The organism is Enterobacter sp. GD03975 (assembly GCF_029838645.1).
GTDB classification, from domain to species: domain Bacteria; phylum Pseudomonadota; class Gammaproteobacteria; order Enterobacterales; family Enterobacteriaceae; genus Enterobacter; species Enterobacter quasihormaechei.
This window is the reverse complement of record NZ_JAOBZC010000008.1, coordinates 24,652-47,746: the sequence shown is the minus strand read 5'-3', so window position 1 is coordinate 47,746 and position 23,095 is coordinate 24,652. Positions and strand designations below refer to the sequence as shown.

The 23,095-nt window shown below is 55.2% G+C and carries 21 protein-coding genes; 13 read left to right on the top strand and 8 right to left on the bottom strand.

Translation table 11 applies throughout. The features are described 5' to 3' along the window. Positions 1-33 precede the first annotated feature (33 nt). Positions 34-1,314 carry a glutamate-1-semialdehyde 2,1-aminomutase gene (gene hemL / locus N5C09_RS14190; RefSeq protein ID WP_063450605.1) on the bottom strand — a complete coding sequence of 427 codons (1,281 nt, stop codon included), beginning with the start codon at positions 1,312-1,314 and terminating at the stop codon, positions 34-36. A gap of 177 nt (positions 1,315-1,491) precedes the next feature. Here hemL and clcA point away from each other — a divergent pair, with 177 nt between their 5' ends. Together clcA and erpA are read left to right on the top strand one after the other, a co-directional pair. Further along, on the top strand, positions 1,492-2,892 hold the full coding sequence (gene clcA, locus N5C09_RS14185; RefSeq protein ID WP_063450604.1) for a H(+)/Cl(-) exchange transporter ClcA: 1,401 nt from the start codon (positions 1,492-1,494) through the stop codon (positions 2,890-2,892). 85 nt (positions 2,893-2,977) lie between these two features. Further along, a complete protein-coding gene (erpA, locus tag N5C09_RS14180) occupies positions 2,978-3,322 on the top strand; it encodes an iron-sulfur cluster insertion protein ErpA (RefSeq protein ID WP_003856230.1) in 345 nt (114 codons plus the stop codon). A gap of 58 nt (positions 3,323-3,380) precedes the next feature. Here the strand turns inward: erpA and N5C09_RS14175 are convergent, their stop codons facing one another. The 3 genes from N5C09_RS14175 to mtnN are packed head-to-tail and all read right to left on the bottom strand — an operon-like array spanning position 3,381 to position 5,528. Beyond that, the gene (locus N5C09_RS14175) at positions 3,381-4,004 is read right to left on the bottom strand and encodes a TRIC cation channel family protein (protein ID WP_063450603.1); all 624 of its coding nucleotides are present in this window, start codon (positions 4,002-4,004) and stop codon (positions 3,381-3,383) included. A 23-nt stretch (positions 4,005-4,027) separates the two neighbouring features. Continuing rightward, a complete protein-coding gene (gene btuF / locus N5C09_RS14170) occupies positions 4,028-4,837 on the bottom strand; it encodes a vitamin B12 ABC transporter substrate-binding protein BtuF (RefSeq protein WP_279749261.1) in 810 nt (269 codons plus the stop codon). Further along, positions 4,830-5,528, bottom strand: a complete 699-nt coding sequence (gene mtnN / locus N5C09_RS14165; protein WP_063867494.1) for a 5'-methylthioadenosine/S-adenosylhomocysteine nucleosidase — start codon at positions 5,526-5,528, stop codon at positions 4,830-4,832. Before mtnN ends, btuF begins: the two co-directional genes overlap by 8 nt. Before the next feature lie 82 nt (positions 5,529-5,610). Between mtnN and dgt the strand changes: the two genes are divergently transcribed. The 3 genes from dgt (at position 5,611) to N5C09_RS14150 (ending at position 9,998) form a co-directional block, all read left to right on the top strand. After that, positions 5,611-7,125 (top strand): dGTPase, encoded by a 1,515-nt coding sequence (gene dgt / locus N5C09_RS14160; RefSeq protein WP_063867495.1) that lies wholly within the window; start codon positions 5,611-5,613, stop codon positions 7,123-7,125. Between the two features lie 132 nt (positions 7,126-7,257). Next, positions 7,258-8,694: a serine endoprotease DegP gene (degP, locus tag N5C09_RS14155; protein WP_279749260.1), complete on the top strand. Its 1,437-nt coding sequence runs from the start codon at positions 7,258-7,260 to the stop codon at positions 8,692-8,694. A gap of 146 nt (positions 8,695-8,840) precedes the next feature. After that, on the top strand, positions 8,841-9,998 hold the full coding sequence (locus tag N5C09_RS14150) for a CdaR family transcriptional regulator (protein WP_003856217.1): 1,158 nt from the start codon (positions 8,841-8,843) through the stop codon (positions 9,996-9,998). A gap of 89 nt (positions 9,999-10,087) precedes the next feature. Here the strand turns inward: N5C09_RS14150 and N5C09_RS14145 are convergent, their stop codons facing one another. The 4 genes from N5C09_RS14145 to map all read right to left on the bottom strand — a co-directional run bounded on the left by N5C09_RS14145 (position 10,088) and on the right by map (position 14,978). Further along, a complete protein-coding gene (locus tag N5C09_RS14145; RefSeq protein WP_063867497.1) occupies positions 10,088-10,477 on the bottom strand; it encodes a DUF3461 family protein in 390 nt (129 codons plus the stop codon). Between the two features lie 111 nt (positions 10,478-10,588). Next, entirely contained in the window at positions 10,589-11,413 is an 825-nt protein-coding gene (dapD, locus tag N5C09_RS14140; RefSeq protein WP_003856214.1) for a 2,3,4,5-tetrahydropyridine-2,6-dicarboxylate N-succinyltransferase, read from the bottom strand. A 32-nt stretch (positions 11,414-11,445) separates the two neighbouring features. Then, positions 11,446-14,121: a bifunctional uridylyltransferase/uridylyl-removing protein GlnD gene (gene glnD, locus N5C09_RS14135; RefSeq protein WP_203465680.1), complete on the bottom strand. Its 2,676-nt coding sequence runs from the start codon at positions 14,119-14,121 to the stop codon at positions 11,446-11,448. 62 nt (positions 14,122-14,183) lie between these two features. Beyond that, a complete protein-coding gene (map, locus tag N5C09_RS14130; protein WP_022647104.1) occupies positions 14,184-14,978 on the bottom strand; it encodes a type I methionyl aminopeptidase in 795 nt (264 codons plus the stop codon). A 321-nt stretch (positions 14,979-15,299) separates the two neighbouring features. Here map and rpsB point away from each other — a divergent pair, with 321 nt between their 5' ends. The 8 genes from rpsB to rseP all read left to right on the top strand — a co-directional run bounded on the left by rpsB (position 15,300) and on the right by rseP (position 23,064). Then, positions 15,300-16,025, top strand: a complete 726-nt coding sequence (rpsB, locus tag N5C09_RS14125; protein ID WP_003856207.1) for a 30S ribosomal protein S2 — start codon at positions 15,300-15,302, stop codon at positions 16,023-16,025. Between the two features lie 117 nt (positions 16,026-16,142). Beyond that, positions 16,143-16,994 (top strand): translation elongation factor Ts, encoded by an 852-nt coding sequence (gene tsf, locus N5C09_RS14120; protein WP_006810044.1) that lies wholly within the window; start codon positions 16,143-16,145, stop codon positions 16,992-16,994. Between the two features lie 149 nt (positions 16,995-17,143). Further along, positions 17,144-17,869, top strand: a complete 726-nt coding sequence (pyrH, locus tag N5C09_RS14115) for a UMP kinase (protein WP_008501910.1) — start codon at positions 17,144-17,146, stop codon at positions 17,867-17,869. Between the two features lie 167 nt (positions 17,870-18,036). Further along, the gene (frr, locus tag N5C09_RS14110; protein ID WP_003856180.1) at positions 18,037-18,594 is read left to right on the top strand and encodes a ribosome recycling factor; all 558 of its coding nucleotides are present in this window, start codon (positions 18,037-18,039) and stop codon (positions 18,592-18,594) included. 92 nt (positions 18,595-18,686) lie between these two features. Then, positions 18,687-19,886: a 1-deoxy-D-xylulose-5-phosphate reductoisomerase gene (ispC, locus tag N5C09_RS14105; protein ID WP_279749259.1), complete on the top strand. Its 1,200-nt coding sequence runs from the start codon at positions 18,687-18,689 to the stop codon at positions 19,884-19,886. Between the two features lie 185 nt (positions 19,887-20,071). Further along, positions 20,072-20,830: a (2E,6E)-farnesyl-diphosphate-specific ditrans,polycis-undecaprenyl-diphosphate synthase gene (ispU, locus tag N5C09_RS14100; RefSeq protein ID WP_003856176.1), complete on the top strand. Its 759-nt coding sequence runs from the start codon at positions 20,072-20,074 to the stop codon at positions 20,828-20,830. A 12-nt stretch (positions 20,831-20,842) separates the two neighbouring features. After that, entirely contained in the window at positions 20,843-21,700 is an 858-nt protein-coding gene (gene cdsA, locus N5C09_RS14095; RefSeq protein ID WP_023299368.1) for a phosphatidate cytidylyltransferase, read from the top strand. Positions 21,701-21,711: 11 nt separating this feature from the next. Beyond that, positions 21,712-23,064, top strand: a complete 1,353-nt coding sequence (rseP, locus tag N5C09_RS14090; protein WP_279749258.1) for a sigma E protease regulator RseP — start codon at positions 21,712-21,714, stop codon at positions 23,062-23,064. Positions 23,065-23,095: the final 31 nt, after the last annotated feature.

Here is a 23,095-nt window from a genome sequence, read left to right as displayed (position 1 = left end):
CCGGGTGAGCGTTAGCGCCACCCGGCAATGCCCTCAAAGCTTCGCAAACGCCTTACGCGCCGCGTCGATGGTGTTATTGATATCTTCTTCGCTGTGCGCCACGGACATAAAGCCCGCTTCAAACGCTGACGGGGCCAGGTACACGCCTTCCTCCAGCATCAGGTGGAAGAAGCGTTTGAAGCGTTCCACGTCGCACTTCACCACGTCCTGATAGCAGGTCACGGTTTTCGCCTCGGTGAAGAAAATCCCGAACATACCGCCAACGTGGTTCACCACCAGCGGAATACCCGCTTCTTCAGCGGCTTCCAGCAGGCCGTTCGCCAGCTGCGTCGTGCGGGCGGTCAGGGTTTCGTGGATGCCTGGCTGGGCGACTTCGGTCAGACAGGCGAAGCCCGCCGCCATCGCAATCGGGTTACCGGAGAGCGTGCCCGCCTGGTAAACCGGACCGGTTGGCGCCAGCGCGTCCATCACGTCCTTACGGCCGCCAAACGCGCCGACGGGCATGCCGCCGCCGATGATTTTGCCGAGGCAGGTCAGATCCGGCTCTACGCCGTAATATGACTGCGCGCCCGCCAGCGCTACGCGGAAGCCGGTCATCACTTCGTCGATGATCAGCAGTGCGCCAAACTCATCGCACAGCGCGCGCAGGCCCGGCAGGAAATCTGGCTGCGGTGGAATGCAGTTCATGTTGCCCGCCACCGGCTCAACGATAATGCAGGCGATCTCCTGCGGATACTGCTCGAACGCCGCACGAACGGTGTTCAGATCGTTATAGGTGCAGGTCAGCGTGTGCTTCGCGAAATCAGCCGGCACGCCCGGGGAGTTCGGCTGGCCGAGGGTCAGCGCACCGGAGCCCGCTTTCACCAGCAGGCAGTCGGCGTGGCCGTGATAACAGCCTTCGAACTTGATGATTTTGTCACGGCCGGTAAAACCGCGCGCCAGGCGGATAGCGCTCATGGTGGCTTCGGTCCCGGAGTTCACCATACGTACCATGTCCATCGTTGGCACCAGCTCGGTGACCAGCTCCGCCATTTTAACTTCCATCTCGGTTGGCGCGCCGAAGCTCAGGCCGCGCTGAGCGGCTTCAATCACCGCGTTGCGGATCGCCGGGTGGTTATGCCCCAGCACCATCGGGCCCCAGGAGCCGACGTAATCGACATAGGCTTTGCCATCCACATCATACAGATACGCGCCGTCCGCACGTTCGATAAACAGCGGGGTGCCGCCCACGCCGGTAAAGGCGCGCACCGGAGAGTTCACGCCGCCCGGGATTAGCTCGCGGGCTGCACTGTAGAGGTTTTCAGACTTGCTCATGGCGTCGTTCCTGGTTCGTAGAAATAAGTTAAGAGGACTATTCTAAGTGATCCAGAAGAGGTTATAAAATTTTTGCCCCTCAGCGGGCTTAACAATTGTTAAGTATTTTTCAGGAGACGAGGGGATTGTCTCTGGTAGAATCCTTGCGGCCTTTTGTATGACGAAACAGAACAGGTAATGAACGAGAACACGCCTTCTTTTGAACAACAACAATTTACGCGCGCGAAGCACCGGGTCAGCATCCGGCGGTTGCTCAACCGTGACAAAACCCCGTTAGCCATTCTGCTGGCAGCCGCCGTGGTGGGTACGCTGGCCGGGCTGGTGGGCGTCGCGTTTGAAAAGGCCGTCAACGCGGTGCTCAACTGGCGCATCGGTACCGTTGCCAGCTTTGCGGATCGGGAATGGCTGGTCTGGGTGTTGGCATTTGGCCTTTCGGCGCTGTTCGCCATGGTGGGATATTTCCTGGTGCGTAAATTTGCGCCCGAAGCCGGCGGCTCGGGGATCCCCGAAATTGAAGGGGCGCTGGAAGAGCTGCGTCCGGTTCGCTGGTGGCGCGTGCTTCCCGTGAAATTCATCGGCGGGATGGGGACGCTCGGGGCGGGCATGGTGCTGGGTCGCGAAGGGCCAACGGTACAGCTGGGCGGCAACGTCGGGCGGATGGTCGGCGACCTGTTCCGCATGCGCAGCGCTGAAGCACGCCATACGCTGCTGGCGACGGGGGCGGCGGCGGGGCTGTCTGCCGCGTTTAACGCGCCGCTGGCGGGTATCCTGTTCATCATCGAAGAGATGCGCGCCCAGTTCCGCTACAACCTGATCTCCATTAAAGCGGTGTTTACCGGCGTGATTATGTCGAGCATTGTCTTTCGCCTCTTCAACGGCGAAGGGGCGGTGATTGAGGTTGGCAAGCTGACCAATGCCCCGGTCAATACCCTGTGGCTGTATCTGGTTCTTGGGATGATTTTTGGCATCGTCGGCCCGCTTTTCAATACCCTGATTTTACGTGCGCAGGATATGTTTCAGCGCATCCATGGCGGAAATACCACGAAATGGGTGCTGGTGGGAGGCCTGCTTGGCGGCGTGTGCGGGATCCTCGGCTTTATCGAACCGAACGCGGCGGGCGGCGGTTTCGGGCTGATTCCCATTGCCGCGGCGGGGAATTTCAGCGTGGGGCTGCTGCTGTTTATGTTTATCTCGCGGGTGATCACGACCGTGCTGTGCTTCTCCTCCGGCGCGCCGGGCGGCATTTTTGCCCCGATGCTGGCGCTGGGAACGCTGCTGGGCACGGCGTTTGGCATGGCGGCAGCGGTTGGCTTCCCGGCTTATCATCTGGATGCGGGGACGTTTGCGGTGGCGGGAATGGGGGCGCTGCTGGCGGCCTCCCTGCGCGCGCCGCTGACCGGGATCGTGCTGGTGCTGGAGATGACCGACAATTACCAGCTCATTTTGCCAATGATCATTACCTGCCTTGGCGCGACACTATTAGCCCAATTCCTGGGTGGAAAACCGCTATACTCCACCATTCTTGCCCGTACCCTGGCAAAACAGGAGGCTGAACAGGCCCTGAAGCAGAATACTTGAATGAATTACCAGGGTATTAGATAATGACAAAAAGAATTGGGTGATTTTTACCCAATAGCAGTCGCAGTATTCATGGGAGCATAAGATGAGTGATGACGTAGCGTTGCCGCTGGAATTTACCGAAGCCGCAGCGAAAAAAGTGAAAACCCTGATTGCCGACGAGGACAATCCGGACCTTAAACTGCGTGTTTATATTACCGGCGGCGGCTGTAGTGGCTTCCAGTATGGTTTTACCTTTGACGACCAGGTCAACGATGGTGATATGACTATCGAGAAACAGGGCGTCGCGCTGGTGGTTGACCCGATGAGCCTGCAATATCTTGTGGGCGGTTCAGTGGACTACACTGAAGGTCTGGAAGGTTCGCGCTTTGTGGTGACGAACCCGAACGCAACCAGCACCTGCGGGTGTGGTTCATCGTTCAGCATTTAAGCCTGAATGCGGATTCTAGGCCCGGTAAGCGCAGCGCCACCGGGCTTATCAACAACCCCTACCTTGAATTTTCATCCAGCGCAAACGTCGGCAGCTTCAGGTGCCAGCGTATCGCCGCTAAACGGATCGCCAGCGTGACCACCATCCCCAGCATCGCCGCATTTTCCAGCGGGACAGCGAAGGTGTAATACGCCGTGGCGTGAACAATTCCCCCAATAATACAGGCCGTCGCGTAGATCTCCGTTCGCAGGATCATCGGGACTTCTCGCGCCAGAATGTCGCGAATAATCCCCCCGCCCACGCCGGTCAGTACGCCCATGCAGATCGCCACCAGCGGCCCTGTCCCGGCAATAAAGGCTTTGTTGACGCCTATGCCCACAAAGACGGCCAGGCCGACGGCGTCCAGCACCGGCAGCACCCATTTGGGGAGCCTGCGCGGCTGACGCACCAGCACGATGGTCAGCAGGCAGGTGACCATTGCCACCACCAGATCCGTCGGATCTTTTACCCAGAATACCGGGCCGTTTGCCAGCGCCATATCGCGGATCGTTCCGCCGCCTACCGCCGTAACGACGCCGAGCACCAGTACGCCAAAGGGATCCATGCGCAGTTTTCCGGCAAGCAGAACGCCGGAGATAGCAAAAACGGCTGTGCCAAGAATATCCAGCCAATACACGAGCATCGTTAAATCCTCGAATAGGGTATTTATCTGTTTGAGTGACGCTCTGCCAGTTCGGCGCAGAGTTGTTTTGCGGCGAGGATAATACGCGGGCTGGCGCGTTCAAACCAGTCGCTGTTGAGGGCGATCACCGGAATTTTAAGCTGGTGATGCCAGAATTGTTTAATTTTGGGAATGTCTCTCGCATTTCCGACCACCACAATGGCCTGCGGCTGCCGCGCCAGGACCTGCTCACGGCTGACCTGCGGCCACGGCACCCGGCTTTCGGCAAAGATATTTTCACCTCCACAGGTCTCAAGCACCTGATTCTGGATCGAACCTTTCCCGGTAGTGAACAGCGGCTGGCTGCCAAATTGCAGAAAAACGCGTTGTTTCGGCTGCGTGCCGTACCGGGCTTTTAGCGCGGCAAAATCGTTGAGCATCTGCTGTGCTGCCTGCCCGGCGCGTTGTGGGGTCGGGCTGAAGGGCGCGAGGTCACGCAGGGCTTGCGCCACCTGTTCGATGCTCACCGCATCCACCCATTTCACGGTTATTCCCAGCGATGAGAGCTGGTTCACCTGCCGTTCGGCATTACCGCCGCGCCAGGCGAGGACGAGATCGGGCTTGAGCGCCACAATGCGTTCCAGATTCATTCCCTGCCAGGTGGCAACCTGTTCGATATGGGCGGCCTGCGGGGGGTAATCGGAAAAGCTGCTCACCGCAACGGGCGTGATCCCCGCGGCAAACGCCAGTTCCGTATTGGCAGGGGAGAGGGTAATCACCCGCGGCGCGGCGGTGAGCCAGGCCGGGGCGAGCAGAAGCAGGGCGGCCAGCGCCCTGAAGAACACCTTACCCACGCGCCAGTTTCTGCACCAGGGTTTCCACCATCACGGTGGACTGTTTTGCCGCAACGGCCAGGAATTCGTCGAAGCTGATGTGGGACTGCTGGTCCGCCACGTCAGAGATCGCGCGAACGACCACGAACGGCACGCTGAAGTTATGGCACACGTGCGCGATGGCCGTGGCTTCCATTTCAACGGCGACAGCCTGCGGGAAGTTATGACGGATTTTCGCCAGACCGACAGAGCCGTTGATAAAGGCATCGCCGCTGACAATCAGGCCACGTACCGCGTTGAGGTTCAGCTCGTTGATACAGCTTTCAGCGGCGGTAATCAGCTTATCATCCGCCTTAAACCCGGCCGGGCAGCCCGGAAGCTGACCATATTCGTAGCCAAATGCGGTGACGTCTGCATCGTGGTAACGCGCTTCGTCGGAAACCACGATATCACCCACTTTCAGCGTTGGCGCCAGACCGCCCGCAGAGCCTGTGTTAATGATAACGTCAGGCTTGCAGCGCTCAAGCAGCAGGGTCGCGCCCAGGGCCGCTGCAACTTTACCGATGCCTGATTTCAGCAGAGCCACGTCAACGCCGTTCAGCTGGCCGGTGTAGATCTCACAGCCACCGAGGGAGAGGGTCTGACGGTTCTCAATTTTGTCACGCAGCAGCGTAACTTCTTCTTCCATTGCACCAATAATGCCGATTTTCATAGATTTACTCGCGATGTGCCTTGTTAAGATGCATAGTCTATCATGCGGTTAAGGGGAAACGCATTCTCACGCGGGGGAGCACATGGCACCAATCGATTTTCGCACCAAAATTAACTGGCACCGACGTTTCCGTTCGCCGCAGGGCGATAAGAGCGAACATGAGATCCTGCGTATTTTCGAAAGCGATCGCGGACGCATCATCAACTCGCCTGCTATCCGCCGGTTACAGCAAAAAACCCAGGTCTTCCCGCTGGAGCGTAACGCCGCGGTGCGTACGCGGTTAACGCACTCCATGGAAGTGCAGCAGGTGGGGCGCTACATTGCAAAAGAGATCCTCAGCCGTCTCAAAGAGCAACGTCTGCTGGAAACCTACGGGCTGGATGAACTGACCGGGCCGTTCGAAAGCATCGTTGAGATGGCCTGCCTGATGCACGATATCGGCAATCCGCCCTTTGGTCATTTCGGCGAGGCCGCTATAAATGACTGGTTTAAACAGCGGCTTTTTCCCTCTGACGCCATAAGCCAGCCGCTTAGCGATGACCGCTGCGTGGTCCGCGATTTATGCTTGCGCGAGGGCGAAGAGAGCCTGAACGACCTGCGCCGCAAGGTGCGTCAGGATCTGTGTCATTTTGAAGGTAACGCGCAGGGTATTCGCCTGGTGCACTCCCTGATGCGCATGAATCTGACCTGGGCGCAGGTGGGCTGCATTCTTAAATACACGCGTCCCGCGTGGTGGATGGGGGAAACGCCCGCCACCCATAGCTACCTGATGAAAAAACCGGGCTATTACCTGTCGGAAGAAGCGTACGTTGAACGGCTGCGTAAAGAACTTTCGCTAACGCCGAATGGCCGTTTTCCATTGACGTGGATTATGGAAGCCGCCGACGATATTTCCTATTGCGTGGCCGACCTGGAAGATGCGGTTGAAAAAAGAATATTCAGCGTCGAAGAGCTGTATCAGCATCTTCATGATGCCTGGGGGGAGCATGAAAAAGGGTCTCTGTTTGCGCAGGTCGTCGAAAATGCGTGGGAGAAATCGCGTTCAAATACCCTAAGCCGCAGCACCGAAGATCAGTTCTTTATGTATTTGCGGGTCAATACGCTGAATAAACTGGTGCCGTATGCGGCCGCCCGTTTTATTGATAATTTGCCGATGATATTTAGCGGGGAATTTAATCACGCCCTGCTGGAAGATGAGAGCAGTTTTAGTCAGCTTCTTGAATTATATAAAAACGTGGCGGTTCGCCATGTTTTCAGCCACCCGGATGTCGAACAGCTTGAGCTGCAAGGATACCGGGTTATCAGTGGGTTGCTGGAGATCTATGGCCCACTGCTCCAGCTGACGGTCGATGAGTTCAGCGAGCTGGTAGAAAATGAGCGTGTTCGCCGTCTGCCAATTGAATCTCGCCTCTATCAGAAACTTTCAACCCGTCACAGGCTGGCATACATTGAAGCCGTCAGTAAAATAGATCGCCATTCTTCACAATGGCCGGTTATGGAATATTATTATCGCTGCCGGCTTATCCAGGACTATATCAGTGGGATGACCGATTTGTATGCCTGGGATGAATACCGCAAGCTGATGGCCGTTGAATAAGCCATGAGTTTTGTAAAGACGACCAATAAATTTTTACTTTTTCCATAAACTTAATCCCGGAACTAAGCGGTATAAAACGAATCTGAGTTACACAGCAATTTTGCGTTATCTGGTAAATCGAGATTGAGAAACATGAAAAAAACCACATTAGCAATGAGTGCACTGGCTCTGAGTTTAGGTTTAGCGCTGTCTCCTCTGGCAGCGACGGCAGCCGAGACAGCTTCCTCGGCAGCGACTGCGCAGCAGATGCCAAGCCTGGCCCCGATGCTCGAAAAAGTGATGCCATCGGTGGTGAGTATTAACGTCGAGGGCAGCACAACCGTCAATACGCCGCGTATGCCGCGTAATTTCCAGCAGTTCTTCGGCGACAATTCGCCATTCTGCCAGGACGGTTCGCCATTCCAGAGCTCCCCGTTCTGTCAGGGCGGCGGTGCAGGGGATGACGGCATGGGCGGCGGCCAGCAGCAGAAATTCATGGCACTTGGCTCGGGCGTGATCATTGATGCAGCCAAAGGCTACGTGGTGACCAATAACCACGTGGTAGATAATGCGAACGTTATTAAAGTGCAGATGAGCGATGGCCGTAAATTCGATGCCAAAGTGGTCGGTAAAGACCCACGCTCCGACATCGCGCTGATTCAAATTCAGGATCCGAAGAACCTGACGGCGATTAAGCTTGCCGATTCTGACGCGCTGCGCGTCGGTGACTACACCGTCGCCATCGGTAACCCGTTCGGTCTGGGCGAAACCGTGACCTCGGGTATCGTCTCTGCGCTGGGACGCAGTGGCCTGAACGCAGAAAACTATGAAAACTTCATCCAGACGGATGCGGCCATTAACCGCGGTAACTCCGGCGGTGCGCTGGTGAACCTGAACGGCGAGCTGATCGGTATCAACACCGCTATCCTCGCACCGGACGGTGGCAACATCGGTATTGGCTTCGCTATTCCGAGTAACATGGTGAAAAACCTCACTTCGCAGATGGTCCAGTATGGGCAGGTGAAACGCGGTGAGCTGGGTATCATGGGTACCGAACTGAACTCAGAACTGGCGAAGGCGATGAAGGTGGATGCTCAGCGCGGCGCGTTCGTAAGCCAGGTCATGCCGAACTCCTCGGCGGCGAAGGCCGGTATCAAAGCGGGTGACGTGATCACCTCTCTGAACGGTAAGCCGATCAGCAGCTTTGCCGCCCTGCGTGCGGAAGTTGGTTCTATGCCAATCGGCAGTAAAGTGACCCTCGGCCTGCTGCGTGAAGGTAAGCCGGTCAACGTGAGCCTGGAACTTCAGCAGAGCAGCCAGAATCAGGTGGATTCCAGCACTATCTTCAGCGGTATTGAAGGTGCCGAGATGAGCAACAAAGGGGCAGATAAAGGCGTGGTGGTGAACAACGTGAAAGCGAACTCACCTGCTGCCCGTATCGGCCTGAAAAAAGGTGATGTGATCATGGGCGCTAACCAGCAGCCGGTGAAAAACATTGCTGAACTGCGCAAAATCCTCGACAGCAAGCCTTCCGTGCTGGCGCTGAATATTCAGCGTGGTGATACCTCTATTTATCTCCTGATGCAGTAATCTTCTTAAGCCCCTGTTCGCAGGGGCTTTCTCGTTTCTGTGACCTTTCCCACAACTCCATACATCTCTCTCTGCCTTTGGGCATCTGCACAATGCAGCCTTAGCTGAACTTCCCTATGCTTGAGCTCTGCTCACGGGAGGGTTATATGGCTGGCTGGCATCTGGATACCAAAATGGCGCAGGATATCGTGGCGCGAACCATGCGCATCATCGATACCAATATCAACGTAATGGATGCCCGCGGGCGCATTATCGGCAGCGGCGATCGTGAGCGTATTGGTGAATTGCACGAAGGCGCGTTGCTGGTGCTCTCTCAGGGGCGCGTGGTCGACATTGACGACGCCGTGGCGAAACATCTGCACGGGGTCCGTCAGGGGATCAACCTGCCGCTGCGTCTGGAAGGGGAAATTGTTGGCGTTATCGGACTGACCGGCGATCCTGAATCGCTGCGTAAATACGGCGAGCTGGTCTGCATGACGGCGGAGATGATGCTGGAGCAGTCGCGCCTGATGCACCTGCTTGCCCAGGACAGCCGCCTGCGTGAAGAGCTGGTGATGAATTTGATCCAGGCGGAGGAGCATACGCCTGCCCTGAGCGAGTGGGCGCAGCGTCTGGGCATTGACCTGAATCAGCCCCGCGTGGTTGCCGTCATTGAGGTAGATAGCGGTCAGCTTGGCGTTGACAGCGCCATGGTAGAGCTCCAGCAGCTGCAAAACATGCTGGCGACGCCGGAGCGTAACAACCTGGTGGCGATTGTCTCTTTGACGGAAATGGTGGTGCTTAAGCCTGCGCTTAACCAGTTTGGTCGCTGGGACGCGGAAGATCATCGTCGTCGCGTGGAGCTGCTCATTGAGCGCATGAAGGAGAACGGTCAGCTCCGTTTTCGCGTCGCGCTGGGGAATTACTTTACCGGTCCGGGGAGTATCGCCCGTTCATGGCGAACCGCGCGCACCACCATGATGGTAGGTAAACAGCGCATGCCGGAGAGCCGCAGTTATTTCTATCAGGACTTGATGCTGCCGGTCCTGCTCGACAGCCTGCGCGGTGGCTGGCAGGCCAACGAGCTGGCGCGTCCGCTGGTGCGTCTGAAAGCAATGGACAACAACGGTCTGCTGCGCCGCACCTTGCAGGCGTGGTTCCGGCATAACGTGCAGCCGCTGGCAACGTCAAAAGCGCTGTTTATTCATCGTAATACGCTTGAGTATCGGCTAAACCGCATCTCGGAGCTGACGGGGCTGGATTTAGGGAATTTTGACGACCGGCTGCTGCTGTATGTGGCGTTGCAGCTGGATGAACAGAGATGATGCTGTTTGCCGGGTGGCGGCTTCGCCTTACCCGGCCTACATGCGTTCGTAGGCCCGGTAAGCGAAGCGCCACCGGGCAATAAAACGGCTCATTTGTTACGCGTCAATTTCTCAAGATCTGCTTCAATCTCGCTGATCTTATTGGTTACGACGCTTTCAAGGTGACGAAGATCGTCAAGGATCTTACGTTTCAAATCGATTTCGCTGCGATCGCGCTGGCAGATCTGATCGAGTTCGTCGATCACATAGCGCAGGTTAGGGCTGATTTCCTGTACTTCTTTATATCCCTGACCGATACCGTCAGCGACAACGGTCTTACGCTGGCGTGGGTATTTAAACTTCACGCTTTTGGCGAAAAACTCTCCTTTGTCCTTGTGAAAATAGATTTTCAAAATATCGTTATTCGCTTCCTGGCGGAGACTATAACGATCAATTTCATCAGGATTGGTAATGCCCAGACTTTTCAGATTATCATACATAGCGGTACCCTTGATCTCAACATAACCTATGAATAATTAACGAAAAAATCTATTTCCGCCACCTTCAGATATAAAAAAAGCGGGGTTGCCCCCGCTTTTTGTTATACCTGATTAATCGATGGTGCGCAGCAGTTCGTTGATACCCACCTTACCGCGGGTTTTCGCGTCCACTTTTTTCACGATAACCGCGCAGTACAGGCTGTATTTACCATCTTTAGACGGCAGGTTGCCGGAGACCACAACGGAACCGGCTGGTACGCGGCCGTAATGGATTTCACCGGTTTCGCGGTCGTAAATACGGGTGCTCTGACCGATGTAGACGCCCATGGAGATCACAGAACCTTCTTCGACGATCACGCCTTCAACCACTTCGGAACGCGCGCCGATGAAGCAGTTGTCTTCGATGATGGTTGGGTTAGCCTGAAGTGGCTCCAGAACGCCACCGATGCCCACGCCGCCGGACAGGTGAACGTTTTTACCGATCTGCGCGCAGGAACCGACGGTGGCCCAGGTGTCTACCATGGTGCCTTCGTCAACGTAGGCGCCGATGTTCACGTAGGATGGCATCAGCACGGTATTGCGTGCGATGAAGGCACCCTGACGAACCGCCGCCGGTGGCACCACGCGGAAGCCCTCTTTCTGGAAGCGTGCTTCGTCGTAGTCCGCAAATTTCATTGGCACTTTGTCGAAGTAGCGGCTTTCTGCTCCGTCGATAACCTGGTTATCGTTGATACGGAAAGAGAGCAGCACAGCTTTCTTCAGCCATTGATGAGTGACCCACTGACCGTCGATTTTTTCTGCCACGCGCAGTGCGCCGGAATCCAGCAGGGAAATAACCTGGTTAACCGCTTCACGGGTCACGGTATCCACATTTGCCGGAGTGATGTCGGCGCGACGCTCAAAAGCGGACTCAATAACGTTCTGTAACTGCTGCATTGTTTACTCTTTCCATTTCACTAAAAAACACGTCACCCTTTATCGTTTGGATTGAGGGCTGCTGTCAACCGTTGTTGCACTTCAAGTTGCAGGTCATTATTAAGGGCACGCCGGTCGGCGGTGGCGATTATAAATAAATCTTCTACTCGCTCGCCAATGGTTGTAATTCGGGCGCCGTGAAGCGAAATTCCCAGATCGGCAAAAACCTGGCCGACGCGGGCGAGCAGCCCTGGCTGGTCGAGCGCGATCAGCTCCAGGAACGATTTACGATCGGTATGGGTCGGCAGGAAATTCACCTCGGTATCGACGGTAAAGTGGCGCAGTTTCGCCGGCTGACGGCGCGGCTGCGGCGGCTGCCAGCTGCGCTGGGTAATCGCCTGTTCCAGACCAAAGCGTATTCCTTCATGACGATCGGCTGAGAGCGGGCTGCCGTCCGGCTCCAGCACAATAAAGGTGTCCATGGCCATTCCGTCGCGGGTGGTAAAAATCTGCGCGTCGTGAACGCTCAGGTTACGCCTGTCCAGCTCTGCACAGACCGCAGCAAACAAATAGGGCCGGTCCGGGCTCCAGATAAAGATCTCCGTCCCGCCGCGCGTGGCCTGCGGGCTGAGCAGGATCATCGGTTTCGTCAGGTCATGCTTCAGCAGATGCCGGGCGTGCCAGGCAAGCTGGTTTGGGCTGTGGCGCACAAAATAGTTGGCGCGACAGCGCGCCCAAATCTGATGCAGCGCCTCTTCGTTGATGTTATCCATGCGCAGCAGGGCCAGCGCCTGCAACTGGTGGTGACGCACGCGCTCGCGCATGTCCGGGGTGTTCTGCATCCCGCGACGCAGCTGTTTTTCGGTGGCGAAGTACAGCTCGCGCAGCAGGCTTTGCTTCCAGCTGTTCCACAGGGTTTCGTTGGTGGCGCAGATATCGGCCACCGTCAGGCAGACCAGATAGCGCAGGCGGTTTTCCGTTTGTACCTCTTCGGCGAACTGCTTGATCACTTCCGGATCCTGAATGTCACGACGCTGAGCGGTAACCGACATCAGCAGATGATGGCGAACCAGCCAGGCCACCAGCTGCGTTTCGCGCGAGTTCAGGCCGTGCAGCTCGGCAAATTTCAGTACGTCCTGGGCACCGAGTACGGAGTGGTCGCCGCCGCGTCCTTTGGCGATGTCGTGGAACAGGGCGGCAATCAGGATCAGTTCCGGGTGCGCCAGACGTGGCCACAAATCAACGCACAGCGGATGGCGGGATCGCGTTTCTTCTTTAGCGAAACTTTCCAGCTTCAGCATGACGCGGATCGTGTGCTCATCTACCGTATAGGCGTGAAACAGGTCAAACTGCATCTGCCCGACAATATGCGACCACTGCGGCATATAGGCCCACAGCACGCTGTGGCGGTGCATCGGCAGCAGACCGCGGCTGACGGCACCCGGATGACGAAGCATGCTCAGGAACAGCGAGCGCGCCTCCGGGATGTAGCACAGCGGTTGCTTCAGATGACGCCGTGCATGGCGCAGGTGGCGCAGGGTGGTGGAGTAGATCCCGGTAATCGTGCTGTTGCGCACCATGGTGTAAAACATTCGCAGGATCGCTTCCGGTTCGCGGATGAACAGCGTTTCGTCGCGCAGATCGATCAGCGTGCCGCGCAGCTGAAACTCGTCATCAATCGGACGCGGTTTTTCATCCGCCGTCAGCGCGAGGATCGCCTCATCGAACAGCTGCAACAGCATCTGGTTGAGTTCAGAGACGCGGCGGGTGACGCGGAAGAAATCCTTCATCATCTGCTCAACCGGCTCGTTGCCTTCGCCCTGGTAGTTCAGACGCTGCGCCACGCTGAGCTGGCGGTCAAACAGCAGGCGGTTATCATAGCGGGTGACTTCCAGATGCAGGGCAAAACGGATGCGCCAGAGCAGGTGCAGACACTCATTGAGTTCATTACGTTCGGCTTCGGTCAGAAAACCGAAACCGACCATTTCGTCCAGCGAAGTTGCCCCAAAATGACGACGGGCGACCCATTGCAGCGTGTGAATATCGCGCAGGCCACCGGGGCTGCTTTTGATATCCGGCTCAAGATTATAGCTGGTGCCGTGATAGCGCTGGTGGCGCTGGTTTTGTTCTTCGACTTTTGCGGCGAAGAATTTTTCCGAGGGCCAGAAGCCGTCGCTAAATATGTGCTTTTGCAGCTCGAGGAACAGCGCCACGTCGCCAATCAGCAGGCGGGTTTCAATCAGGTTGGTGGCGACGGTCAGGTCAGATAACCCCTCCAGCAGACACTCTTCCAGCGTGCGCACGCTGTGGCCCACCTCCAGTTTTACGTCCCAGAGCAGAGTCAGCAGTTCACCGATTTTTTGCGCCCGATCGTCCGGCAATTTTCTACGGCTTAAGATCAGCAGGTCGATATCAGAGAGCGGATGCAGTTCACCCCGGCCATAACCGCCGACCGCAACCAGCGCGACGTCGCTCACCTGCCCGAAACCGTAGTCGATCCACAGACGTTGCAGGAGCTGGTCGATAAACTCGGTACGCGCTTCAATGAGCTGCTCGGCTGACACGCCTGCGTCAAACGCGCTACCCAGCCAGCGATGGAAAACCGCCATATGGGCTTTGATATGCGCGCAGGTCAGCTCATGCGCCGGCCAGACGCCCGGGTTGTCAGGCTGGTCGGGGAGGGTGGGAAGAGCCGTGTTAGCATACTGTTCGGGTAAAAGATTACTCATCGTGCGCCACCCATAAGAAAAAGCTATCGCCATTAAAAAAGCCGGCATTCGCCGGCTTCTTATCACTCAATGTTCGTCAGTATCGCCGGGATGGTGTCATCCTTGCGCAACGTCATAATTTCGCAGCCGTTGTCTGTTACCACAATAGTATGCTCGTACTGGGCCGACAAGCTTCTGTCCTTGGTTTTTACCGTCCAGCCATCTTTCATGGTGCGGATGCGGTAATCGCCCGCGTTGACCATTGGCTCAATGGTGAAGGTCATGCCTTTTTGCAGGACCACGCCGCCGTCGTCAGCATCGTAATGCAGTACCTGCGGCTCTTCGTGGAACACGCGGCCAATGCCGTGACCGCAGTATTCGCGCACCACGGAGAAACCTTCCGCTTCCACGAACTTCTGAATTGCCGCGCCGATAGTGCGCAGGCGGATGCCCGGCTTCACCATCTTCAGCGCCAGGTAGAGGCTGTCCTGGGTGACTTTGCACAGGCGCTCGCCCAGAATGGTTGGCTTGCCAACGATGAACATCTTAGAGGTGTCACCGTGGTAGTCGTCTTTAATGACGGTCACGTCGATGTTGACGATGTCGCCATCTTTCAGCAATTTCTCGTCATCCGGAATGCCGTGGCAAACCACTTCATTGATAGAGATACAGACGGATTTCGGGAAACCGTGATAGCCCAGGCAGGCGGAGACCGCGTGCTGCTCGTTGACGATATAGTCGTTACAGATGCGATCCAGTTCGCCAGTGCTGACGCCCGGTTTCACAAACGGTTCGATCATTTCCAGCACGTCCGCGGCCAGACGACCGGCGACGCGCATCTTTTCAATTTCTTCAGGTGTCTTAATAGAGATAGCCATGTAATCTGTCCATCGGTGTCGATTTTTTCGACAATACTAGTGTAAGTGTTGTCAATGGTATCAGTCAGGCGCACCCCGTGCCAAATTGAGAATCATTAACAGCACACTCAGCCAACAACTATTGGTTTCCGACCGTGTTTTATGGTATAAAGCGCGCCGGACTTCCGATCCATCTCAGATACACAGGCTGGACGGGAGCGACAAATCTCACTTTGTGTAACAACACACACGTATCGGCACATATTCCGGGGTGCCCTTCGGGGTCGGTAATATGGGATACGTGGAGGCATAACCCCAACTTTTAATATAGAGGTTTTAAACATGGCAACTGTTTCCATGCGCGACATGCTCAAGGCTGGTGTTCACTTCGGTCACCAGACCCGTTACTGGAACCCGAAAATGAAGCCTTTCATCTTCGGCGCGCGTAACAAAGTTCACATCATCAACCTTGAGAAAACTGTACCAATGTTCAACGAAGCCCTGGCTGAGCTGAACAAGATCTCTTCCCGTAAAGGTAAGATTCTGTTCGTTGGTACCAAGCGCGCTGCAAGCGAAGCTGTGAAAGATGCTGCTAACAGCTGCGACCAGTTCTTCGTGAACCATCGCTGGTTGGGCGGCATGCTGACCAACTGGAAAACTGTTCGTCAGTCCATCAAGCGCCTGAAAGATCTGGAAACCCAGTCTCAGGACGGTACTTTCGATAAGCTGACTAAGAAAGAAGCGCTGATGCGCACTCGTGAGCTGGACAAGCTGGAAAACAGCCTGGGCGGTATCAAAGATATGGGCGGCCTGCCAGACGCGCTGTTCGTAATCGATGCAGACCACGAGCACATCGCAATCAAAGAAGCTAACAACCTGGGTATCCCGGTATTCGCTATCGTTGATACCAACTCCGATCCGGACGGTGTTGACTTCGTTATCCCGGGTAACGACGACGCAATCCGTGCTGTTAGCCTGTACCTGAGCGCTGTAGCTGCTACCGTTCGTGAAGGCCGTTCCCAGGATCTGGCTTCTCAGGCGGAAGAAAGCTTCGTAGAAGCTGAATAATAAGGTTTTACCCCTTATTAGTACCGTGTATGAATAGGGGCCCATTATCGGCCCCTTTTTTCAATTTATACTGTTTGGCTCCCGGCCGGGCAGTTCACATCTCCCGAGGATTTAAGAATGGCTGAAATTACCGCATCCCTGGTAAAAGAGCTGCGTGAGCGTACTGGCGCAGGCATGATGGATTGCAAAAAAGCGCTGACCGAAGCGAACGGCGACATCGAGCTGGCAATCGAAAACATGCGTAAATCCGGTGCGATCAAAGCAGCTAAGAAAGCAGGCAACGTGGCTGCTGACGGCGTGATCATCACCAAAATCGACGGCACCTACGGCATCATTCTGGAAGTTAACTGCCAGACTGACTTCGTTGCTAAAGATGCTGGTTTCCAGGCATTTGCTAACAAAGTTCTGGACGCAGCGGTTGCAGGCAAAATCACTGACGTTGAAGTGCTGAAAGCACAGTTCGAAGAAGAGCGTGTTGCGCTGGTTGCTAAGATCGGTGAGAACATCAACATCCGTCGCGTTGCTTCCCTGGAAGGTGACGTTCTGGGCTCTTACCAGCACGGCGCACGTATCGGTGTTCTGGTTGCGGCTAAAGGCGCTGACGAAGAGCTGGTTAAACAGCTGGCAATGCACATCGCTGCAAGCAAGCCAGAATTCGTTAAGCCAGAAGACGTGTCTGCTGAAGTGGTAGAGAAAGAGTACCAGGTTCAGCTGGACATCGCGATGCAGTCTGGTAAGCCAAAAGAAATCGCAGAGAAAATGGTTGAAGGCCGCATGAAGAAATTCACCGGCGAAGTTTCTCTGACTGGCCAGCCTTTCGTTATGGATCCAAGCAAGTCTGTTGCTCAACTGCTGAAAGAGCACAACGCTGACGTGACTGGCTTCATCCGCTTCGAAGTGGGCGAAGGCATCGAGAAAGTTGAGACTGACTTCGCAGCAGAAGTTGCTGCAATGTCCAAGCAGTCTTAATGATGCAAAAGGAGCCGCCTGAGGGCGGCTTCTTTTTGTCACCCGTCTCACGAAATCAGACAGGCTCCAGTATCGCTGTGCTGATATGCGACATATCATGTCGCCAGAATTAACCCCATCTTAATCGTTGACAGTCTCAGGAAAGAAACATGGCTACCAATGCAAAACCCGTGTACAAACGCATTCTGCTTAAGCTGAGTGGCGAAGCGCTGCAAGGATCGGAAGGCTTCGGTATTGACGCAAGCATCCTTGATCGCATGGCACAGGAAATCAAAGAACTGGTCGAACTGGGTATTCAGGTTGGCGTGGTCATTGGCGGTGGCAACCTTTTCCGTGGTGCTGGTCTGGCGAAAGCGGGGATGAACCGCGTTGTGGGCGACCACATGGGTATGCTGGCAACCGTGATGAATGGCCTGGCGATGCGTGATGCGCTTCATCGCGCCTATGTGAACGCTCGCCTGATGTCCGCGATTCCTTTGAATGGCGTATGCGATAACTACAGCTGGGCAGAGGCCATCAGCCTGCTGCGCAACAACCGCGTGGTGATCCTCTCCGCCGGTACGGGTAACCCGTTCTTTACCACCGATTCCGCTGCCTGCCTGCGCGGTATCGAAATCGAAGCCGATGTGGTGCTGAAAGCGACCAAAGTGGATGGCGTGTTTACTGCCGATCCGGCAAAAGATCCGTCTGCGACCATGTACGATCAGCTAAGCTACAGCGAAGTGCTGGATAAAGAGCTGAAAGTGATGGATCTTGCCGCCTTTACGCTGGCTCGTGACCACAAACTGCCGATTCGTGTCTTCAACATGAACAAGCCTGGCGCGCTGCGTCGCGTTGTGATGGGCGAAAAAGAAGGCACTTTGATCACGGAATAATTTCCGTCGACGATAAATACAGGTAAGATTCCGCTTTACTTTGTAGTGGTATCTTACCTGGACGCGCCTTTGGCGCTGTCATGATTTAAACGCGACTATACTTAGCACACCTGTAGCGCTGTGCTGGCGGATAGTCTGCCTGAGACAAGTTTTCAAGGATTCGTAACGTGATTAACGACATCAGAAAAGATGCTGAAGTACGCATGGACAAATGCGTAGAAGCGTTCAAAAACCAAATCAGCAAAATCCGTACTGGCCGTGCTTCCCCAAGCCTGCTGGATGGCATCATCGTAGAATACTACGGTACGCCAACGCCACTGCGTCAGCTGGCGAGCGTGACGGTAGAAGATACCCGTACCCTGAAAATCAACGTGTTCGATCGCTCGATGAGCCCGGCCGTTGAAAAAGCCATTATGGCATCTGACCTGGGTCTGAACCCAAGCTCAGCGGGCGCGGACATTCGCGTTCCACTGCCTCCGCTGACCGAAGAGCGTCGTAAAGACCTGATCAAAGTCGTGCGTGGTGAAGCTGAGCAGGGTCGCGTTTCCGTACGTAACGTGCGTCGCGATGCGAACGATAAAGTGAAAGCGCTGCTGAAAGAAAAAGAGATCAGCGAAGACGATGATCGTCGTTCACAGGACGACATTCAGAAAATGACCGACGCGGCGATCAAGAAAATTGATGCGGCGCTGGCAGAAAAAGAAGCGGAACTGATGCAGTTCTGATTTTCGCTGTACACTGATAAACGCCGTTCAGAAGGACATTGAGTCTTGCTGGCGGCGTTTTGCTTTTATCTGGTCTAACTTTTGGGCATCTCATGAAGCATCTCACTCTCCTCGGCTCGACTGGCTCTATCGGTTGCAGCACTCTCGACGTTGTTCGTCATAATCCTGACTGCTATACCGTGACCGCTCTCGTGGCTGGAAAAAACGTGCAGCGAATGGTCGAGCAGTGTCTGGAGTTTACCCCCCGTTTTGCGGTGATGGATGATGAAGAGAGCGCACGGCAGGTGAAAGCGCTGTTACTGGAGAAGGGCAGCCGTACCGAGGTGCTCAGCGGGCAACAGGCGGCCTGCGATATGGCGGCGCTGGATGAGGTTGATCAGGTGATGGCGGCAATCGTCGGGGCGGCGGGTCTTCTGCCGACGCTTGCCGCTATAGATGCGGGAAAAGATGTCCTGCTCGCGAACAAAGAGTCACTGGTTACCTGCGGCCGCCTGTTTATGGAGGCGGTAAAACAGCGTGGGGCGCGTCTATTGCCGGTCGATAGCGAGCACAACGCGATTTTTCAGAGTTTGCCTCAACCTTTTCAGCAGAACCTGGGGTACGCTGACCTCGAGCAGAATGGGGTTGTGTCGATTCTGCTTACCGGGTCTGGTGGCCCGTTCCGTGAAACGCCACTGTCTGAACTGCGCGCAATGACGCCGGATCAGGCGTGTCGCCATCCGAACTGGTCGATGGGGCGTAAAATCTCCGTCGATTCGGCCACCATGATGAATAAAGGTCTGGAATACATTGAAGCTCGCTGGCTGTTTAACGCGTCGGCGAAACAGATGGAAGTGCTGATCCACCCGCAGTCGGTGATTCACTCAATGGTGCGCTATCAGGACGGCAGCGTGCTGGCGCAGTTGGGCGAACCGGATATGCGTACGCCTATTGCTCATTCGATGGCGTGGCCAAACCGCGTGAAATCCGGCGTAAAGCCGCTCGACTTTTGCAAGCTGAGTTCACTGACGTTTAGCGAGCCGGATTACGACCGATATCCGTGCCTGAAGCTGGCGATGACGGCGTTCGATCAGGGGCAGGCGGCGACAACAGCGCTTAATGCAGCCAATGAAGTGACCGTTGAAGCCTTTCTGAATCAGCAGATCCGCTTTACTGATATCGCCGCGCTGAATTTAACCGTGCTGGAGATGATGGATCTGCGTGAGCCACAAAGTGTGGAAGAGGTGCTGGCCGTGGATGCACAGGCACGCATTGTTGCGCGTAAACAGGTGACACGTCTCGCAAGCTGGTGATAAAGCAAGCACTAGTCGTCGTGCTATTTGTTAGCGTTGGGCTTCAGTGATATAGTCTGCGCCACCTGATCGCAGGTATTTGGCTTTAAGTGGTCAGGTAAGCCGTGGTTTGACACGGCTTTTTTATGTATAGGCTTCAGTATTCCTGTGTACCGTTAAATCCTTTCAGGGACTAAAAACGCGTTATGTTGTCTGCGAATCAACCAATAAGCGAAAACTTGCCAGCACATGGCTGTCGCCATGTTGCAATCATCATGGATGGCAATGGCCGCTGGGCGAAAAGACAAGGGAAGATACGAGCCTTTGGGCATAAAGCTGGGGCGAAATCTGTTCGCCGCGCCGTTTCTTTTGCCGCCAATAACGGCATTGATGCGTTAACGCTCTATGCTTTTAGTAGTGAAAACTGGAATCGACCTGCGCAGGAAGTGACTGCGTTGATGGAACTGTTTGTGTGGGCGCTCGATAGCGAAGTAAAAAGCCTGCACCGCCACAACGTCCGCCTGCGTATTATTGGCGAAACCAGTCGTTTTAACTCACGTCTACAGGAACGGATTCGCAAAGCAGAAGCGCTGACGGAAAATAATACCGGCCTGACGCTCAATATCGCGGCGAATTACGGCGGACGCTGGGATATTATCCAGGGGGTTCGGCATTTGGCTGAGCAAGTTCAGGAAGGGCTGCTAAGACCCGACCAGATTGATGAAGAGGCGCTGAGTCAGCAAATCTGCATGAATGAACTGGCACCCGTGGATTTGGTTATAAGGACAGGGGGGGAACATCGAATCAGTAACTTTTTGCTGTGGCAAATTGCCTACGCCGAACTTTACTTTACGGATGTTCTTTGGCCAGATTTTGATGAACAAGACTTTGAAGGTGCGCTGCATGCCTTTGCCAATCGAGAGCGTCGTTTCGGCGGCACCGAGCCTGGTGGCGATAACGCCTGATGGGGGTAGCTTTTGCTGAAGTATCGCCTGATTTCCGCTTTTGTATTAATACCCGTCGTTATCGCAGCGCTGTTTTTACTGCCTCCGGTGGGATTCGCTATTGTTACGCTGGTGGTGTGTATGCTCGCCGCGTGGGAATGGGGGCAGCTTAGCGGCTTTACCTCGCGCACTCAGCGGGTATGGCTGGCGGTACTCTGTGGTTTTTTACTGGCCCTGATGCTGTATACCTTGCCTGAATACCATCACGACGTTCACCAGCCGCTGGTGGCCGGATCTTTATGGATATCGCTGGCGTGGTGGATTGCTGCGCTTGTTTTAGTGCTTTTCTATCCGGGCTCTGCGGCAATCTGGCGTAACTCTAAAGTGTTGCGCCTTATTTTTGGCCTGCTCACCATCGTTCCGTTTTTCTGGGGAATGGTTGCGCTGCGCGCCTGGCACTACGACGAAAACCACTACAGCGGCGCGATATGGCTGCTTTATGTCATGATTCTCGTCTGGGGGGCTGACTCCGGGGCCTATATGTTTGGTAAACTGTTTGGCAAACATAAGCTGGCGCCAAAAGTTTCCCCAGGTAAAACCTGGCAAGGCTTCATCGGCGGCCTGTTTACGGCGGCGATCATCTCCTGGGGCTATGGCGTCTGGGCGAATCTTGAGGTTGCCCCCTCAACGCTGCTGATATGTTCGATTTTCGCGGCGCTGGCATCGGTACTGGGTGATTTAACCGAGAGTATGTTTAAGCGTGAAGCAGGGATTAAGGACAGTGGTCACCTGATTCCAGGACACGGCGGAATACTGGATCGCATTGACAGCCTGACAGCGGCTGTTCCAGTGTTTGCTTGCCTGCTTTTACTGGTGTTTGGGACGATATAACGGAAGGTTTTATGCTGAGCATTCTCTGGAATCTGGCGGCGTTCATTGTTGCACTGGGTGTACTGATTACCGTGCATGAATTTGGCCATTTCTGGGTTGCCCGGCGCTGTGGTGTGCGGGTAGAGCGATTCTCGATTGGCTTTGGCAAATCGCTCTGGAAGCGCACCGATAAGCATGGCACCGAGTTTGTCATTGCTCTGATTCCTCTGGGCGGCTACGTCAAAATGCTCGACGAACGCGTTGAGCCCGTCGCCCCGGAACTTCGACATAGCGCGTTTAACAACAAAACGGTTGGACAACGTGCTGCCATCATCGCTGCCGGCCCGGTAGCCAATTTCATCTTCGCTATCTTCGCCTACTGGCTGGTGTTTATCATCGGCGTGCCTGGCGTGCGCCCGGTTGTGGGCGAAATCACCACGGGTTCCATTGCGGCAACGGCGCAAATTGCACCGGGAATGGAACTTAAAGCGATTGATGGTATCGAAACCCCTGATTGGGATGCCGTGAGGTTACAACTGGTCGCCAAAATCGGTGATGAGCAGACAACCGTCAGCGTATCGCCTTTTGGTTCCGACCAGCGGCAGGAAAAAGTGCTGGATTTACGCCACTGGCGCTTCGAGCCTGATAAAGAAGATCCCGTCGCCGCACTGGGGATTCGCCCGCGCGGCGCGCAGATCGAGCCGGTGTTAGCCGAAGTACAGTCTCATTCGGCGGCAAGTAAAGCAGGTTTACAAGCGGGTGACAGGATCGTTAAAGTCGATGGTCAACCATTAACACAATGGATGACCTTTGTTACTCTGGTGCGCGATAATCCAGGCATGCCGCTCGCGCTGGAAGTGGAAAGGCAGGGGAGTTCGCTCTCGCTGACCCTCACCCCGGATACCAAATCGGGCGGCGGTAAGGCGGAAGGGTTTGCCGGCGTTGTGCCGAAAGTGATCCCACTGCCAGATGAGTACAAGACAATACGCCAGTATGGGCCGTTTAGCGCCATCGTTGAGGCCACGGATAAAACATGGCAGCTGATGAAGCTAACGGTCAACATGTTGGGGAAATTGATAACCGGTGATGTCAAACTGAACAACCTCAGTGGGCCAATTTCGATTGCTCAGGGGGCTGGGATGTCAGCGGAGTTCGGGGTGATTTACTATCTCATGTTCCTTGCGCTGATTAGCGTGAACCTGGGGATAATCAACCTGTTCCCGCTTCCCGTATTAGATGGGGGCCATCTGCTGTTTTTAGCGATTGAAAAGCTAAAAGGCGGACCGGTATCCGAGCGAGTTCAAGACTTTAGTTATCGCATTGGCTCGATTTTGCTGGTGCTGTTAATGGGGCTTGCACTTTTCAATGATTTCTCTCGGTTGTAAGAGAGTTAGTTAGGAAGAACGCATAATAACG

Excerpts from the sequence above, each read along its gene's own strand:
- hemL (WP_063450605.1), bottom strand. The coding sequence starts at position 1,314 with ATGAGCAAGTCTGAAAACCTCTACAGTGCAGCCCGCGAGCTAATCCCG.
- clcA (WP_063450604.1), top strand. The coding sequence starts at position 1,492 with ATGAACGAGAACACGCCTTCTTTTGAACAACAACAATTTACGCGCGCG.
- erpA (WP_003856230.1), top strand. The coding sequence starts at position 2,978 with ATGAGTGATGACGTAGCGTTGCCGCTGGAATTTACCGAAGCCGCAGCG.
- N5C09_RS14175 (WP_063450603.1), bottom strand. The coding sequence starts at position 4,004 with ATGCTCGTGTATTGGCTGGATATTCTTGGCACAGCCGTTTTTGCTATC.
- mtnN (WP_063867494.1), bottom strand. The coding sequence starts at position 5,528 with ATGAAAATCGGCATTATTGGTGCAATGGAAGAAGAAGTTACGCTGCTG.
- dgt (WP_063867495.1), top strand. The coding sequence starts at position 5,611 with ATGGCACCAATCGATTTTCGCACCAAAATTAACTGGCACCGACGTTTC.
- degP (WP_279749260.1), top strand. The coding sequence starts at position 7,258 with ATGAAAAAAACCACATTAGCAATGAGTGCACTGGCTCTGAGTTTAGGT.
- N5C09_RS14150 (WP_003856217.1), top strand. The coding sequence starts at position 8,841 with ATGGCTGGCTGGCATCTGGATACCAAAATGGCGCAGGATATCGTGGCG.
- N5C09_RS14145 (WP_063867497.1), bottom strand. The coding sequence starts at position 10,477 with ATGTATGATAATCTGAAAAGTCTGGGCATTACCAATCCTGATGAAATT.
- dapD (WP_003856214.1), bottom strand. The coding sequence starts at position 11,413 with ATGCAGCAGTTACAGAACGTTATTGAGTCCGCTTTTGAGCGTCGCGCC.
- glnD (WP_203465680.1), bottom strand. The coding sequence starts at position 14,121 with ATGAGTAATCTTTTACCCGAACAGTATGCTAACACGGCTCTTCCCACC.
- map (WP_022647104.1), bottom strand. The coding sequence starts at position 14,978 with ATGGCTATCTCTATTAAGACACCTGAAGAAATTGAAAAGATGCGCGTC.
- rpsB (WP_003856207.1), top strand. The coding sequence starts at position 15,300 with ATGGCAACTGTTTCCATGCGCGACATGCTCAAGGCTGGTGTTCACTTC.
- tsf (WP_006810044.1), top strand. The coding sequence starts at position 16,143 with ATGGCTGAAATTACCGCATCCCTGGTAAAAGAGCTGCGTGAGCGTACT.
- pyrH (WP_008501910.1), top strand. The coding sequence starts at position 17,144 with ATGGCTACCAATGCAAAACCCGTGTACAAACGCATTCTGCTTAAGCTG.
- ispC (WP_279749259.1), top strand. The coding sequence starts at position 18,687 with ATGAAGCATCTCACTCTCCTCGGCTCGACTGGCTCTATCGGTTGCAGC.
- ispU (WP_003856176.1), top strand. The coding sequence starts at position 20,072 with ATGTTGTCTGCGAATCAACCAATAAGCGAAAACTTGCCAGCACATGGC.
- rseP (WP_279749258.1), top strand. The coding sequence starts at position 21,712 with ATGCTGAGCATTCTCTGGAATCTGGCGGCGTTCATTGTTGCACTGGGT.